Genomic DNA, 15,133 nt, shown 5'->3' with positions numbered 1-15,133 from the left:
CATGAATTTTCTATTTCAGGCGACTGGTGCCGTTATTGTGACCTTGGCTATTTTCTCCGAAGCTTATGGATTTCCCGGAGAAAGCATCGTCCTCGACCCCAATACTGGCAACTATCAGATTACTTACTTTGGTGAGGGCAGTCCGGGAAACAAGAAAAACAAACCCTTGAGACAGGCTATATTTGTACCTGCAACCAAGATTAATCCTGTTATAGGTTCGACTTTCCGGCTACGCGGAATGGATATTGTTGCCTATTCATATCGAGTGAAAAACAGCACAAACAGCCGACAGTCTTTGGCTAATTTCGTTATCGACCCTGTCAGCGATATTAATTCTTCCTCCCCTTTGCCAAAGCTCCGACAAAGTATTACTGTCAGCGATCTTGATCCGTTCAATAAAATTGCTCTGGCCGCAATTTATACACCTAGAAATTGGGTTGGTAGTGTCTGGATAAGTGATACAGTGGGACTACGCATTGGTTGGATGTTTGCTTCATTGGAAGCACCTAACGCTGGATTAATAGCAGGATCAACACAAGATGGATTTGGCTTTTCCAGTAAAGATATTCCGGGTATTGGAATTGTTCAATTTCAGGGAAACACTCCTGTGTTTGGTTTTGTCGATGAAGGCCCCTCTGGGGAAATCTCAGATCAATTGGACAAGCTAACGCATAACAATTTCGTCCCTCGAAACGCCGCTGTCCCAACCATCGCGGTTCCTGAACCCTTCGACACCGCGATCCTTCTCGACCGCATCCGCAGCCAGGTAGCAACCTGGCCGGCCAAACAGCTTCTAGACCCTGCATTCGCAGCGCAATTGGATCGCCACCTCGTATCCGCCACCAACGCCTTTCGTCTTAACAATAGCAAGGCGGGCAAAGAACAGATCGAAACGATGCGTAACATGCTGGGGCGGGAACACAAATACCTCGACCACGATGATGAGGATAACGAGGACACGACCGAACACAAAACGGTTACGCGCTTAACTATTGACCGTCTTGCAGCACGGGTTTTGGATTTCGATTTGAGGTATGTGCTTAAACGCACCGAGTATGAACACGAAAATAGCGAGAAAAGGAAAGAAAGATAGTTTTAATTGATAATTAGTTTGGATGTCCGGTATGGAAAAACCACTATAGACGCGGCACGAATTATCCGTGAACTTTGCTGAGGTTGATGTGTCCGATTGCGCATGGAAAAAGAAGACGCAAGAAACAAGGGAGGCACTTCACGAACGGCGCAAGCAAGTTATTCGCATGCACCGGAAGGGGATGCCGGTGATGCAAATAGTTGAGCATAGCGGGCTCAGCTGGTACGCGGTGAATGCCGCGATCCGGCGATATTCGGAAGCAGGAGCATCGGCGCTTAAGCCTGATGCGCGAAGCAAAAAGCCTGGCAGCGGTCGAGTGTTGAGCGAAGCGCAAGAAGCGGCGGTTCGGCAGATCATCTGCGACAAGCGACCGGAGCAACTGAAGATGGAATTTGCGCTGTGGAATCGTTCTGCGGTCGCGCAACTGATCGAACGCGAATGTGGAATCAGTCTCTCAGTGCGCGGCGTTGGCAACTATCTGAAACGCTGGGGCTTCACCCCGCAAAAGCCGATAAAGAAGGCGTATGAGCAGCGCCCTGAAGCGGTACAGGAATGGTTGAACAAAGACTACCCGGCGATTGAGTAGCGCGCCAAGGCAGAAGGAGCCGAAATTCACTGGGGAGATGAAACAGCGGTCGTGAATACCGATGTGCGAGGTCGAAGCTACGCCCCTGCTGGTAAAACACCAGTGACCTATGCGGTAGGCGGCACGCGCCAGAAACTATCGATGATTGCCACCGTCACCAACCAGGGCAAGACCCGCTGGATGATTATTGATGAGGCGCTCAACTCGGACAAACTGATCGAATTTCTGGAAGCGCTGATCAAAGATGCGGGGAAGAAAGTGTTCCTGATTCTCGACAACCTACGAGTGCATCACAGCAAGCCTGTCGAAGAACGTAAGGACAAAATTGAGTTGTTCTATTTACCCAGCTACAGCCCAGAACTGAATCCGGAAGAACGGCTGAATGCTGATTTGAAGCATGCCATCTCTACCAAGTTCCGGCACGCACGAAAGCCAAGCTGAAGACCGCCGCTACCGAACACATGCAGGTGCTGGAAAAGTCACCTGAACGCGTCAAAAAATTCTTCCAGGATTCACGCGTGAAATATGCTGCATGATTCACGGATAAAAGTGGCCGGATCAATAAATCCGATTTAGGTTAACTTCTGCCCTTCTCCGCTATTCAAAATAACAGTCCGCTCTGCAATGGATAGCGGACTTTTTTTCTTCCAAGCGAAAGAGCGTAGCCAGTCAAGGCTGCGTCACAGAATATCAGCCGCGACGCTCCCAGCGCGCCCCGAACCTCGGCATCTGGTCGTCGAATGTCTTTTGCTGCTCGGGTGTCAGTACCGCATAGAACTCTTTCAATGCGGCCAGATGATCGGACATTCTCGCTTCCATCGCGCGCATGCGCTCCAGGCCTTTTTCCAGACGCTGCGGCGCATTCAGTTTTGCCATTTCGTCGGGATCGGGGCGCATCGATTTGTCCAGCACCGGCTGCTGGGCGGCGTATTTCTTCCATGCCGTCTCCTGCTGCGGGGTCAGCTTCAGCTTGTCATGCAGCTTGGTCAGGTGTTGTTCGCGATATTGCTCCATGCGTTCGGGGTTCATGCCCATGCGGCCATGCTCGCGGTATTCGCAATCCTCGCCGCCGCGCGCAAATGCACTCGCGGACATGGCTACGATCGCCACCCCCGCCAACAGCATGCTCACCGATTTGTTCACTGTCTTGCTCATCATCGTTCTCCATCACGTTGGTTGTATGAAGTGCCTGAAGCACGGTGCCCATTTAACCCGAGTCGTGTATCCGGCATATGTCAGCCGGCGGATATTTTGTACAGATTTGTATCGGTTGCCCGCAATCGCCGTTTTCGTTGTAATGTCGGCACCATGACGACACCCGCCACATCGCCGCGCATACTGATCGTCGACGACGATGAAGACATCCGCAACCTGCTGGCCGACTATCTCGGCGAACAGGGCTGGCTGATCAGCACCGCACAGGATGGCACCGCCATGCAGCAGGTGCTCGACAGCACGCCGATCGACCTGATCGTGCTGGATCTCACCCTGCCGGGCAGCGACGGCCTGACGCTGTGCCGCGACCTGCGCGCGCGTTCCGCCATACCGGTCATCATGCTGACCGCGCGCAGTGCGCCGCTGGATCGCATCCTCGGTCTGGAGATGGGTGCGGACGACTATCTGTGCAAGCCGTTCGAGCCGCGCGAACTGCTAGTGCGCATCCGCAACGTGTTGCGCCGCAGCGGTTCGGCGGCAAGGGTGGTTCCCGGCACATCGACGCTCTGGCACTTTGCCGACTGGACGCTGGACGAGAACACGCGGCAATTGCAGAACAGTGCCGGCCTGGTGGTGATGCTGTCGGGCGGCGAATACCGCCTGCTGCAGGCCTTGCTGGAACGCCCGAACCGCGCGCTCAACCGCGACCAGTTGCTGACCCTGACCCAGGGCCGCGAGACCGACCCGCTCGACCGTTCCATCGACCTGCACATCAGCCGCCTGCGCCAGAAACTGGGCGACGATGCGCGCGCGCCGCGGCTGATCAAGACGCTGCGCAACGAAGGTTATCTGCTGGCGGCCACAGTGAAGCGGGGACAATGACATGTTCGCCATCTTCCATTCCATGCATGGCCGCCTGTTCCTGATCCTGCTGGTGGGCATGATCGTGACCTCCATCGGCACCGTACTGCTCACCCATTCCCGGCAGCAGGAACTGTACGAGCGGGTACGCGCCCAGCACCTGGCCACCGACATCACCGAACTGGTGGAGACGCTCGAGATCACGCCCCTGCCGTTGCGCGACGATTTTTTGCATGAACCGCACGGCATGGGCATACACGGACACCTGAGCGAAGTCATCGTACCGCCTTTCGCCGCCAGGGACCGTGTCATGGAGGATGCACTGAAGCAGCGCCTGAATGTGGCGAGTATCGCGGCGGAATCACCAAACTATGCGGCGTGCGGCGATGAATTCATCAGATGGTCGCGGCGCCTGCATCAGCCGTTGCAGTGCCAGCGTATCCATATCGCATTGCCGGACGGCAGCGGACTCCTGCTGGTCATTCCCATGCCGCCGATGCGCGACCAGTCCTACCCGCCGCCGGTCTGGAGCGCCATGCTGTTGTTCGCAGTATGTATCGGCCTGCTGGCCTGGGTGGTGGCGCGCATCGCGACCCGCCCGTTGCGGCAATTGGCCGATGCCGCCGACAAGCTCGATATCTCCCGCGCCGGCGAGCCGCTGCCGGAACAGGGCAGCAGCGAGGTGCGCATGGCCACACGCGCCTTCAACCGTATGCAGAAACGCATCTACGAAGACGTGCGCGAACGCACCGGCATGCTGGCCGCGATCACCCATGACCTGCAGACCCCGCTGACGCGGCTGCGGCTGCGCCTGGAAAAACTGCCGGACGAGGCTCTGCGCAACAAACTGGTGGGCGACATGCAGGCCATGCAGCAGATGCTGCAGGAAGGGCTGGAACTGTCGCGCAGCCTCGATTCCAGCGAGGCCATGCAGTTGCTCGATCTCGATTCGCTGCTGGACAGCCTGTGCAGCGATGCGGTCGAGGCCGGGCAGCAGATATATTACCGGGAGCGTACTGCCGTGCAGTTGAAGGCGCAGCCGCTGGCCCTGCGCCGGGCATTCTCCAACCTGCTGGACAATGCCGTGAAATACGGCCAGCGCGCCGAAGTCTCGCTGCGCCGGGATGCACGGCAGTGCCATGTCCGCATCCGCGATTTCGGTCCCGGCATCCCGCCGGAACTGCTGGAGACCGTGTTCACCCCGTTCTACCGCATCGAGCATTCGCGCTCGCGCGAGAGCGGCGGAACCGGCCTGGGCTTGAGCATCGCGCGCAACATCGTGCTGCGCCACAACGGCGAACTGACGCTGAGCAACCATGCGGATGGCGGGCTGCAAGTCCATGTAATATTGCCGCTTTAATTTCAATGCCGAGGACTGAGTGCGAAGTGCTGCATGAAGTTATAATTCGCCGCCCAGACTCAGTACTGGATACTCAGCACCCTGAACTATTTAAATGACCGACCGTTACGCCGTTATCGGCAATCCCATCTCGCATAGCAAATCGCCGCTGATCCATGGACTGTTCGCCGAACAGACCAGACAGGACATGAGCTATGAAGCCATCGAAGCGCCGCTGGACGGCTTCGCTGCCACCGTGCAGCGTCTGCGCACCGAGGGTTACAAAGGCTGCAACGTGACCGTGCCGTTCAAATTCGAGGCCTATGCCATGTGCGACCAGCTCAGCAGCCGGGCGCGCGAAGCGAAGGCGGTCAATACCCTGATCTTCCGGGACGGCGAGATCCTCGGCACCAACACCGATGGTGTCGGCCTGCTCGCCGACATCGAGAACAACCTCGGCTTCAAGCTGATGTGGAAGGACGCGCTGTTGCTCGGCGCGGGCGGTGCCGCGGCAGGCGTACTGTGGCCGCTGTTCAATGCCGGAGCGGGTGTGGATATCGCCAATCGCACCGTGGATAAGGCACAGGCATTGGCCGATGAATTCAAGGGAGCCGGAACCGTATATGCGCGCAGCTACGAAGAGCTGGCCGGAAGGAAGTACGACCTGGTCATCAACGCGACTTCCAGCGGCTTGTCGGACGAGCTGCCGCCGCTGCCGGATGGCCTGTTCAAACCCGGTGCGCTGGCTTACGACATGGTGTACGGACGCGAGACCCCGTTCATGGCGTTCGCCCGCAGACAAGGTGCGGCGGTGGTCGCAGACGGACTCGGCATGCTGGTTGAGCAGGCCGCAGAGGCGTTCTGCCTGTGGCGCGACGTGCGCCCGGATACCCGGGCTGTACTCGACAAGTTGCGCAAATGAAAAAAGTGAAACACCTGTTCTGGCGCATGGTGATGGCGCTGCTGCTGCTGCTGGTGCTTTATCAGCTCTGGTTGTTCGCCCATGTGTGCTGGTGGATCAAGTTCAATCCGGCGACCAGCGCCTTCATGGAAGACCGTCTGGAAGTGATGCAGGACAAGAACCCGAAAGCCGGACTGAAGTACAAGTGGGTCCCTTACAACAGGATCTCCGACAACCTCAAGCGCGCACTGATCGCCGCCGAGGATGCGAAGTTCGTCGATCATGAGGGCTTCGACTGGGAAGGCATCGCCAAGGCATACGAGAAGAACCTGAAGAAGGGCAAGATCGTCGCCGGCGGCTCGACCATCAGCCAGCAGCTGGCAAAGAACCTGTTCCTTTCCACCAAACGCACGCCCTGGCGCAAAGGCGAAGAGGCCATCATCACCCTGATGCTGGAAACGGTGATGGATAAGCAGCGCATCTTCGAGATCTATCTGAACGTGATCGAATGGGGCGACGGCGTGTTCGGCGCCGAAGCGGCGGCACAGCATTATTTCGGCGTCAGCGCCGCGCAACTCAGCCCGGAACAGGCAGCCAAACTGGCCGCCATGGTGCCCAACCCGCGCTACTACGACCGTCACCGCGAAGCGCACGGCATGCTGGCCAAGACCATCGTCATCCTCGATCGCATGCCGGACGCGGACATACCTTGAGCCGCTTCCGGCACGATAAGTGCCCGGACTCGCAATTACCGCAGAAAACCGTCTTGGGTTTGACCGCTTTAACTTAAAGCGCGCCGCACGTCTGGATCAACTCTTCGTCATCCTGAGCTTCTCGCGCTTCTCGGCAAGGCGCAGCAGTTCGTAGGTGATCCAGGCGACAAAGACCATGCCGATGGTGAAGGCCGTGTAGGAGATCGGCCATGGAATGCCCTGTGTCATCATCGAGAATTCGGACATGCCGCCGATGCCGGCGATCACATTGAGCGGCATGAACACGACGCTGAGCACGGTCAGCCGCTTGATGACCTTGTTCTGGTTGATGTTGATGAAGCCAACGGTGGCATCCATCAGGAAGTTGATCTTGCCAAACAGGAAAGTGGTGTGCCCGTCCATCGATTCGATGTCGCGCAGGATCTGCTGCGCATCATCCAGCTGGTGGCGTTCGATGACCCTGCTGCGCATGAGAAAGGAGACGGCACGGCGCGTGTCCAGCACATTGCGGCGGATGCGCCCGTTCAGGTCTTCCTCCTGGCCGATGTCAGCCAGCATCTTGGCGGCCTCCTCGTCGGTCATCTGTTTGCTCAGCACATGGCTGCCGACCCTTTCCAGCCCCTGATAGATGTCTTCCAGCGCATCGGCGGAATATTCCACATCAGCCGCGTAGAGATCCAGCAGCACGTCGCGCGCATCGGAAACGTAGTTCGGTTGCGACAGCGCACGCAGCCGCTGCAGCCGGAACACCGGCAACTCTTCCTTGCGCACCGAGAACAGGATGTCCTGGTGCAGCGTAAAGCTCACCCCGACGTTGTGCGATATGTCTTCCTTGTCGAGCAGGAAATCGGAGCGCAGGTGGATCTCGCCGTTCTCCTCCATGTAGAAACGGGCGCTGGTTTCAAGATCGCTCGCCCGGTCGGGGTCGGGCAGTTCGATATCATATGCATCGCCGACCCAGGCGCGCTCCTCGAATGAAGGGTCGACCAGGTCGATCCAGATCGGCTTGGCGTTCGTCAGGTCTTCCTGGGTATTGATGAGTATCTCGCGCAAGCGTCCTTCGAACAGCTCAAATGCCTTGATGCGGGCGCGATCGTTCTTGAACGCCCGCTTGCCCAGGGCATTCAGGATGGAAACAGAGACATCCGGCAGCACCTGTTCCTTGCGCCGCTCTTCGACCTGGTCCCAGATGAACAACTGGTCTGCTTCAGGCAACACCTCGAGGAGTGCGGCGATCTCGACCGGCGGCATCTCGCTCAGCAATTGCTGGATACGCGCCAGGTTCTGTTTACGCACCAGGGTCTCCACCAGGTCATGATGGGGAATATCCTGTTTCTTGACCATCTCCTCGGTCACTCTGCGCTTTTCCAGCAGAGTCAGCACGGCTTGACGGTGGTTCTGGAATTGGAGGCTGGGCTCGTTCGACATGGGCGGATTATAGCCTCACAAATGTTGCCGGATCATGTTCATTTGGCCGTTTAGCGGCTTTTTAGTGCCAGAAATTTTGCCGATTTGTTTACAATAGTCAAAGCCATACTGGGTAGACGCCATGACCGAACGCAACGAGCATCACTACACCGAGAATGTGCAGGACCACCTGCAGCAGGTGCTCCACTTGCTGGAAAAGCATGCATTGGTGGAAACGGTGACCCATCGGCAGGAGTTGCCGCGCGACGAGCGCCACGAGCTGCTGGACAAGATGCTGCACAAGCGCCACCTGGCGGAGCTGCGCGAAAAGCTGGAAGAGCTGCATCCTGCCGATATCGCCTTTATCCTGGAAGCGTTGCCCATCGATCAGCGCCTGATGGTCTGGGATCAGGTGAAGGCGGATCGCGACGGCGATATCCTGATCGAGGTTTCCGATGCGGTGCGCGAATCGCTGATCGCGACCATGAGCCGCGAAGAGTTGCGCGAGGCGACGGAAAAGCTCGACACCGACGAGATCGCCGATCTCGCCCCCGACCTGCCGCAGAACGTGATGCGCGACGTGTTCAAGTCGCTTTCCATCGATGAGCGCGAACAGTTGCGCGCCGCCATGTCGTATTCGAAGGATTCGGTCGGCGCGCTGATGGATTTCAACATGGTGCATGTGCGCGAGGACGTGACGCTGGAGGTGGTATCGCGCTATTTGCGCCGTTTCGAGGAACTGCCCGACCACACCGACCAGGTGTTCGTGGTGGACCGCGACGACCGCTTCAAGGGTGTGTTGCCGATCAACCTGATCGTGGTCAACGAGCCCGAGACGGTGGTCGGCAAACTGATGCTGACCGACACCATTCGGCTCAACCCTGATGAGAAAGCCGTTCAGGCAGCCCAGTCGTTCGAACGCTACGACCTCGTGTCTGCGCCGGTGGTCGATGAGGAAGGCAAACTGGTGGGACGGGTGACGGTGAACGTGGTGCTGGACTTCATCCGCGCCGAATCGGAAACAGATCTGCTGAACCAGGCCGGTCTGCGCGAAGAGGAGGACATTTTCGCCTCGGTGTGGAAGTCGGCGCAGAACCGCTGGACCTGGCTGGCGCTGAACCTGTGCACGGCATTCTTCGCTTCACGCGTGATCGGCAGTTTCGAGAACACGATCGAGAAGTTCGTCGCGCTCGCGACGCTGATGCCCATCGTCGCGGGCATCGCCGGCAACTCGGCGAACCAGACCACCACCATCATCATCCGCTCCATCGCCCTCGGCCAGGTCTCGCAGGCCAATGCGCGCCGGCTGATGATCAAGGAACTGGCGATCAGCGGCCTGAACGGCCTGGTATGGGGCGGCATCGCCGGATTGTTCGCTTATTTCCTTTATCACAATGTTGCACTCGGTCTGGTGATGACCAGCGCGATGCTGCTCAATCTGACGTTGGGGGCTCTGGTCGGCATCGGCATCCCGATGATCATGCAGAAACTGGGCCGCGACCCGGCCATCGGCTCCAGCGTCCTGCTTACCGCCATCACCGACAGCGGCGGCTTCTTCATCTTTCTGGGATTGGCGACGATCTTCCTGATCCGCTAGGTTGGCGGTGCTCAGCTGAAAGGTTTGCTGTTCCACTTCTCCAGCCATGCGGGCAGTTCACTGGCCGGCATGGGCCGGGCGATGCCATAACCTTGCCCGTATTCGCACCCCATCTCCACCAGGTCGCGGAACAACTCTTCCGATTCCACCCCCTCGGCCACGATCTTGCGATTGAACACCTTGGCCAGCGCGATGACGCCCTGCACGATGGCCCTGTCGCCCTTGTCTTTCAGCATATCGCGGATGAAGGACTGGTCGATCTTGAGCGCATCGACCGGCAAGCGCCCCAGGTATGACAGTGACGAATACCCGGTACCGAAATCGTCCAGGGCGAAGCTGATACCGATCTTGCGGCAACGTTCGATGGTGTCGCTCACCCTGGGAATGTCTTCCAGCGCCGCGGTTTCCAGCACCTCCACCTGCAAACAGCCTTTCGGCAGATGCGAATAGCGCAACATCTTGCGTTTCAATTTCCAGGCGAAATCGTTCGCCTGCAGATGGCGCACCGAAATGTTGATACTCAGCTCCATCGGCAAGCCAGCCTCATGCCACGCTTCCAGTTGGGCAAGGGCTGTCGCCACGACCCAGTCTCCCAGCTCGACTTCCAGCGTCGTCCCTTCGATCGCGTGCAGGAAGTCGCCCGGGGCAAGCAATCCGCGTTCCGGGTGGTGCCAGCGGATCAGCGCTTCCGCGCCAACCAGCTGGAGCGTGCGCATGTCGACTTTGGGCTGGTAATAGAGCTCGAATTCGTTCCTGCCCAATGCGAGGGCAAGCCGCCGCAGGAATTCGTGATGGGAACGGGCGCGCTGGTCGTTCTCGGTATCGTAGAGGTAATAACGGTTCTTGCCGGATTGCTTGGCGGTATACATCGCCTGGTCAGCATGCCGCAACAGGGTATCGGCATCGTGATCGTCGCCGGGATAGATGGAGACGCCGATACTGGCACTGACTTCGAACAACCGGTTCTTGATCTCGATCGGCTGGCTGATCTCCTCCAGCAGTCGGTTCAGGCTGGCGGAACACTCTTCGGGGGCGTGCAAGCCGAGCAGCAATACCGCGAATTCGTCTCCGCCCAGGCGCGCGACGGTGTCGTCGCCGCGAATCGATTTCTTGATGCGCTGGGTCACTTCGATCAGCACCTTGTCGCCGGCCTCGTGGCCCATCGTGTCGTTGACCAGCTTGAAACCGTCCAGATCGAGGTAACAGACCGCAAGGATCGTTCCTTCGCGCTTGCTGTGCGCCAAAGCCTGTTGCAGGCGATCGGCCAGCAACACCCGATTGGGTATGCCAGTCAAAGCATCGTAGTGGGCAATATGCTCCAGTTGTCTCTCGTGCTGCTTGAGCAGGGTGATGTCCGAAAAGGTGCCCACCATCAATCCAGCAGAATGTTCGTCGTCACGTTGTGCGACCTTGCCCCGGCACAGCATCCACTTCCAGCTGCCGTCCCTGGCTGACAACCTCATCTCCGAAACATAGTTGCCGGCACGGCGCTGAATAAAGTCATGCAATTCATCCCGAACCCTCGGCTCGTCGTCGGGATGGATGATATTGAAGATATGTTCTGCGTGCTTCCCCAGCTCACCCTCCGCATACCCCAGCATCTCGCTGAAGCGCCTGGAATAATGGAACTCCCCCGTTTCCGGTCGCCAGTCCCAGACTGCATCTCCCGTCCCTTCCAGTGCGTGTCGCCAGCGCTCCTCGGTCAGGCGCAGCAGTGCCTGTTCTTCTTCGCTCGTATGCTGCGATTCCTTGAACGTCTCGTAGTTCTCGAAGATGATGAACAGCGCCAGCAGGTACAGGCAGGTAGTGAAGATGTCGATGTGCGAGTAGCCGGTCTCGAAATATGGCAACACATGGACAATCACGATGGTCAGCAGGATGAATGCCAGCCAGATGCGCCCGGCGATTCGTCCTTTGAGAAAGAAAGCTGCTGCTGCCAGGAGGAAAAAGAGCGACAGACGCATCGTGTTGTACGACGCGGAAATATAGATCGACAGGAACAGGCCATAGCAAAGCACCAGGACGATCGAAGCGAACATATCGGCCTGACTCCGGTGCCGGCGCAGATAGGCCAGCAACACAAAGCATAGTCCGGCAAACCCGAAATCGATCTCGCCCATGGCCACGCTGGTTTGCCAACGGATGAAGCCCATCCCAAAAGCCACGATACCGGCGAGCAGGAACACGCTGTTCAGGAAGGCGACTTTGTATCTTTCACCCCGTTCGCTTTTGGAGAGATTCAAATTGAATGACCCGTAGTTTTCCATAGATTGCGAATCTCTCCTGCCCGAACGGTGACAGGTTGCCTGCCATCGGGTCGCCTGCAAATGCAATGATTATTGTCCGGTACACTGATGCCTGCTTTTTGCCAGAAATCCATAGCCAGCAAAACCTGACGTGTGTTATTTTGCATCCATGGTGACCCAGCGAACATACGCATCATTGGCAGCAATCTTATCATGCACTCGACAATGAAATGACCGATAGCACATCCAGTCCGCCCCCGAAAATCGACCCACATCTCGAACGGTCTTTGCTGGATATCGAGATTCCGCCTTGTCCGGAGATTCTGATACGCATCATGGACGAGATGCACAAGGAAGAGCCCGATTATCATCGGCTGAGCAACATCATCAGCGCCGATGTCGCGCTTGCCGCAGGTCTGGTCAAGACGACCAATTCGCCATATTTTGCCCGCCAACAAAGAGCCCGCACGGTCCATGATGCACTATCGATACTTGGCCTCAGGGTCGCTAGCCATACCATCGCGGGCATCATCCTGCGCAACCTCTTCCCCAGCACGCCGAACATGGTCCGTTTCTGGGATGCATCGGCTCGCACAGCACGACTTTGCGCCTGGCTCGCCCATAAGCTGGATACCCCCGGCCTCAACGCCGACGACGCCTACACATTCGGCCTGTTCCACGATTGCGGCATTCCGGTGCTGATGGTGCGCATTCCTGACTACAAGGATGTGTTGGGGCAGGCGAACCTCGACGAAAAAAACGAATTCACCGCATTGGAGGATTCCCTGCTGCATACCAACCACGCCATAGTCGGCAGCGCACTGGCTCAAAGCTGGTGGCTGGCGAAAGACATGTGGCTGGCCATCCGTCATCATCACGACCTGACGGCATTGGATCCGGATTCGCCCCTGCCCATATCTTCCCGCCGCTTCATCGCCACTGCGAATCTGGCCGAGCATTTCACGCAGCAACTGCTCGGCATGGATACCACGCAGGAATGGCCAAAATTCAGCACCGCTTCGCTGGAGATGCTTCAGATCGATGAAGACGATATGGAATTCCTGTATTCCGAGGCCAGGCAGGTCGTCGCCACACCAGATTGAGGCGTATCTATCGTCGCAGTGCGACCAGGCCATTCGGCCTGCGCCTCGTCACACCCCGATAAATCCAGCACAAAGAATACACTGCCGGAGGATGTACCCGCTGGTAGTACCAGAAAGAGCTGTCACTCACGATCGCTGGCGCTTACGCCCTTCCGGATCAACTTCCGAAACAGATGACAGAACGATGCAAACGATATGCATGCGCATTCGAAGGAGGCAGGTTTTTTAGAGGGTAAGCTACGACGGTTCGCTGAACAGATCAACAAACACAAGGTGAAACATACTGCACTCCGAAAAACGGAGTCCGCAGAAAGGGCGAAACGCAACGGCCCGGCGCCCGCCCCAATCTACGAAGCTTAGGCGCCGAGGATGCCTTTGCCTGCTGCAGCTGGTTTCGCTGCTGCTTTCTTGGCAGGTTTTTTCGCTACAGTCTTTTTCGCTGCCGGTTTCTTGGCGGCTACTTTTTTCGCTGCTGGTTTCTTGGCGGCTACTTTTTTCGCTGCCGGTTTCTTGGCGGCTACTTTTTTCGCTGCCGGTTTCTTGGCGGCTACTTTTTTCGCTGCCGGTTTCTTGGCAGCTACCGCCTTCTTCGCAGCCGGCTTCTTAGCAGCAGCCTTCTTGGTAGTGGTGCTCTTTGCTTTGGTTGTTGCAGCCATTTTCATTCCTTATAAAAATTGATGGACTAACCAGTTACAACATTGCGTGCACCAACTGCACTCCCGATGCGTCTTTCCACTGCTCGAAATCTCCCAACACGCACGGTGACGGCATTCTATGCGCGATTAAAAAAATTGCGCAACACTTTTATGCATTATTTGCGAAATATTTTCACGCGACGATTTTCTCTGAAGCGTAGAGCTGGCGCACCGTTTCGCGCTCCCGCACCAGGTGCACGACCGCTCCGTCGACCATCACTTCGGCAGCCCGCGGACGCGTATTGTAGTTGGAACTCATGCTCATTCCGTATGCTCCGGCTGACATTACGGCCAGCGCATCTCCTTTATCCACGGCCATCTCGCGGGCATGACCGATGAAATCCCCGGTCTCACAGATCGGCCCGACCACCTCATAAATTTGAGAATTGCTTTTCTCGCTTGTCCTTTCTCCCGCTTGCGGGAGAGAGTTAGAGAGAGGGGCATTTTGCCTGCGCTGAACCGGCAAAATCGCGTGCCAGGCATCATAAAGTGCCGGGCGCATGAGGTCGTTCATCGCCGCATCGACGATGGCGAAGTTCTTTTCTTCGCCATGCTTGAGGTATTCGATGCGCGTCAGCAGCACCCCTGCATTGCCGACCAGTACTCGACCCGGCTCGACGATGAGCTTCTCGGAACGGCCTTGCAGCACTGCCAGCAGGGCTTTACCGTACTCGGCGATGGAAGGGGGCGTCTCGTCGTCGTAGCGGATACCGAGGCCTCCGCCCAGATCGAGATGTTCCAGCGTGATGCCCGCCGCAGCCAGTTTATCCACCAGCGCCAGCACTTTCTCCGCCGCCGCGATGAACGGGCTGGTCTCGGTGAGCTGCGAACCGATATGGCAATCCATGCCGGTGACGCGCAGGTTCGGCATCGCCGCAGCCTTGCGATACAGCTCCAGCGCTTCGGTATAAGCCACACCGAACTTGTTCTGTTTCAGCCCGGTGGAGATATATGGATGAGTCTTGGCATCCACATCGGGATTCACGCGCAGGCTGACCGGCGCCACTTTGCCCATGCTGCCTGCCAGCGCATTCAACCGGTCCAGTTCGGGCGCCGACTCGACGTTGAAGCAGAGGATCTCCGCCTCCAGCGCCTGGCGCATCTCGGCCTCGCTCTTGCCGACGCCGGAGAACACCACCTTGCTGGCCGCCCCGCCCGCAGCCAGCACACGCTGCAGTTCGCCGCCGGAGACGATGTCGAAGCCGGCCCCCAGGCGGGCGAACAGATTGAGGATGGCGAGATTGGAATTGGCCTTCACCGCATAGCAGATAAGGTGATCCCGGCTCTTGAGCGCCTCGGCGAACTGGCGATAGCTATCGGTCAATGCCGCACGCGAGTAGACGTAACATGGCGTGCCGAAGCGCTGGGCGATCTCGCTCAACGCAACTTTCTCGGCATACAGCTGGTCTTGCTGGTAATGGAAGTATTCAGTCATGG

General features: G+C 57.7%; 12 protein-coding genes and 1 pseudogene. 8 read left to right on the top strand and 5 right to left on the bottom strand.

The genetic code is table 11. The annotated features are described in order from the left end of the window. Window position 1 precedes the first annotated feature (1 nt). Window positions 2-1,093, top strand: coding sequence for a hypothetical protein (locus tag SLIT_RS02420; RefSeq protein WP_013028626.1), 1,092 nt, complete (start codon window positions 2-4; stop codon window positions 1,091-1,093). Window positions 1,094-1,195: 102 nt separating this feature from the next. After that, window positions 1,196-2,215, top strand: a pseudogene (locus SLIT_RS02415) (IS630 family transposase). A gap of 154 nt (window positions 2,216-2,369) precedes the next feature. Here the strand turns inward: SLIT_RS02415 and SLIT_RS02410 are convergent. Then, a complete protein-coding gene (locus SLIT_RS02410; RefSeq protein ID WP_083774992.1) occupies window positions 2,370-2,837 on the bottom strand; it encodes a Spy/CpxP family protein refolding chaperone in 468 nt (155 codons plus the stop codon). Between the two features lie 150 nt (window positions 2,838-2,987). Between SLIT_RS02410 and SLIT_RS02405 the strand changes: the two genes are divergently transcribed. The 4 genes from SLIT_RS02405 to mtgA all read left to right on the top strand — a co-directional run bounded on the left by SLIT_RS02405 (window position 2,988) and on the right by mtgA (window position 6,648). Further along, window positions 2,988-3,716 carry a response regulator gene (locus tag SLIT_RS02405; protein ID WP_013028624.1) on the top strand — a complete coding sequence of 243 codons (729 nt, stop codon included), beginning with the start codon at window positions 2,988-2,990 and terminating at the stop codon, window positions 3,714-3,716. Between the two features lies 1 nt (window position 3,717). Next, window positions 3,718-5,055, top strand: a complete 1,338-nt coding sequence (locus tag SLIT_RS02400; protein WP_013028623.1) for an ATP-binding protein — start codon at window positions 3,718-3,720, stop codon at window positions 5,053-5,055. 94 nt (window positions 5,056-5,149) lie between these two features. Then, window positions 5,150-5,956 carry a shikimate dehydrogenase gene (gene aroE, locus SLIT_RS02395; RefSeq protein ID WP_013028622.1) on the top strand — a complete coding sequence of 269 codons (807 nt, stop codon included), beginning with the start codon at window positions 5,150-5,152 and terminating at the stop codon, window positions 5,954-5,956. Further along, on the top strand, window positions 5,953-6,648 hold the full coding sequence (gene mtgA, locus SLIT_RS02390; RefSeq protein WP_013028621.1) for a monofunctional biosynthetic peptidoglycan transglycosylase: 696 nt from the start codon (window positions 5,953-5,955) through the stop codon (window positions 6,646-6,648). The genes aroE and mtgA overlap by 4 nt, the downstream gene beginning before the upstream one ends. A gap of 96 nt (window positions 6,649-6,744) precedes the next feature. Here the strand turns inward: mtgA and SLIT_RS02385 are convergent, their stop codons facing one another. Beyond that, window positions 6,745-8,076 (bottom strand): CorA family divalent cation transporter, encoded by a 1,332-nt coding sequence (locus SLIT_RS02385; RefSeq protein WP_013028620.1) that lies wholly within the window; start codon window positions 8,074-8,076, stop codon window positions 6,745-6,747. Between the two features lie 121 nt (window positions 8,077-8,197). On the opposite strand from SLIT_RS02385, the gene mgtE reads away from it, so the two are divergent. Continuing rightward, a complete protein-coding gene (mgtE, locus tag SLIT_RS02380; RefSeq protein ID WP_013028619.1) occupies window positions 8,198-9,652 on the top strand; it encodes a magnesium transporter in 1,455 nt (484 codons plus the stop codon). An 11-nt stretch (window positions 9,653-9,663) separates the two neighbouring features. On the opposite strand, the gene SLIT_RS15025 is transcribed toward mgtE, so the two are convergent. After that, complete coding sequence (locus SLIT_RS15025) at window positions 9,664-11,919, bottom strand: putative bifunctional diguanylate cyclase/phosphodiesterase (RefSeq protein ID WP_013028618.1); 2,256 nt, start codon at window positions 11,917-11,919, stop codon at window positions 9,664-9,666. Window positions 11,920-12,128: 209 nt separating this feature from the next. On the opposite strand from SLIT_RS15025, the gene SLIT_RS02370 reads away from it, so the two are divergent. Beyond that, window positions 12,129-13,001, top strand: coding sequence for an HDOD domain-containing protein (locus SLIT_RS02370; protein WP_013028617.1), 873 nt, complete (start codon window positions 12,129-12,131; stop codon window positions 12,999-13,001). A 356-nt stretch (window positions 13,002-13,357) separates the two neighbouring features. On the opposite strand, the gene SLIT_RS02365 is transcribed toward SLIT_RS02370, so the two are convergent. Beyond that, window positions 13,358-13,663, bottom strand: a complete 306-nt coding sequence (locus SLIT_RS02365) for a histone H1-like repetitive region-containing protein (RefSeq protein WP_049870946.1) — start codon at window positions 13,661-13,663, stop codon at window positions 13,358-13,360. A 166-nt stretch (window positions 13,664-13,829) separates the two neighbouring features. After that, window positions 13,830-15,131, bottom strand: coding sequence for a diaminopimelate decarboxylase (lysA, locus tag SLIT_RS02360; RefSeq protein ID WP_013028615.1), 1,302 nt, complete (start codon window positions 15,129-15,131; stop codon window positions 13,830-13,832). Between the last annotated feature and the right edge of the window lie 2 nt (window positions 15,132-15,133).

This window comes from Sideroxydans lithotrophicus ES-1, from assembly GCF_000025705.1.
Lineage (GTDB): Bacteria > Pseudomonadota > Gammaproteobacteria > Burkholderiales > Gallionellaceae > Sideroxyarcus > Sideroxyarcus lithotrophicus.
The sequence above is the reverse complement of the archived record's forward strand: the minus strand, read 5'-3'. Positions and strand labels throughout refer to the sequence as shown.

What these genes read in the sequence shown, in the direction of transcription:
- SLIT_RS02385 (WP_013028620.1), bottom strand. Translation starts at nt 8,076, where the DNA reads ATGTCGAACGAGCCCAGCCTCCAATTCCAGAACCACCGTCAAGCCGTG.
- SLIT_RS02420 (WP_013028626.1), top strand. Translation starts at nt 2, where the DNA reads ATGAATTTTCTATTTCAGGCGACTGGTGCCGTTATTGTGACCTTGGCT.
- aroE (WP_013028622.1), top strand. Translation starts at nt 5,150, where the DNA reads ATGACCGACCGTTACGCCGTTATCGGCAATCCCATCTCGCATAGCAAA.
- lysA (WP_013028615.1), bottom strand. Translation starts at nt 15,131, where the DNA reads ATGACTGAATACTTCCATTACCAGCAAGACCAGCTGTATGCCGAGAAA.
- mgtE (WP_013028619.1), top strand. Translation starts at nt 8,198, where the DNA reads ATGACCGAACGCAACGAGCATCACTACACCGAGAATGTGCAGGACCAC.
- SLIT_RS02410 (WP_083774992.1), bottom strand. Translation starts at nt 2,837, where the DNA reads ATGATGAGCAAGACAGTGAACAAATCGGTGAGCATGCTGTTGGCGGGG.
- SLIT_RS15025 (WP_013028618.1), bottom strand. Translation starts at nt 11,919, where the DNA reads ATGGAAAACTACGGGTCATTCAATTTGAATCTCTCCAAAAGCGAACGG.
- SLIT_RS02365 (WP_049870946.1), bottom strand. Translation starts at nt 13,663, where the DNA reads ATGAAAATGGCTGCAACAACCAAAGCAAAGAGCACCACTACCAAGAAG.
- mtgA (WP_013028621.1), top strand. Translation starts at nt 5,953, where the DNA reads ATGAAAAAAGTGAAACACCTGTTCTGGCGCATGGTGATGGCGCTGCTG.
- SLIT_RS02370 (WP_013028617.1), top strand. Translation starts at nt 12,129, where the DNA reads ATGACCGATAGCACATCCAGTCCGCCCCCGAAAATCGACCCACATCTC.
- SLIT_RS02400 (WP_013028623.1), top strand. Translation starts at nt 3,718, where the DNA reads ATGTTCGCCATCTTCCATTCCATGCATGGCCGCCTGTTCCTGATCCTG.
- SLIT_RS02405 (WP_013028624.1), top strand. Translation starts at nt 2,988, where the DNA reads ATGACGACACCCGCCACATCGCCGCGCATACTGATCGTCGACGACGAT.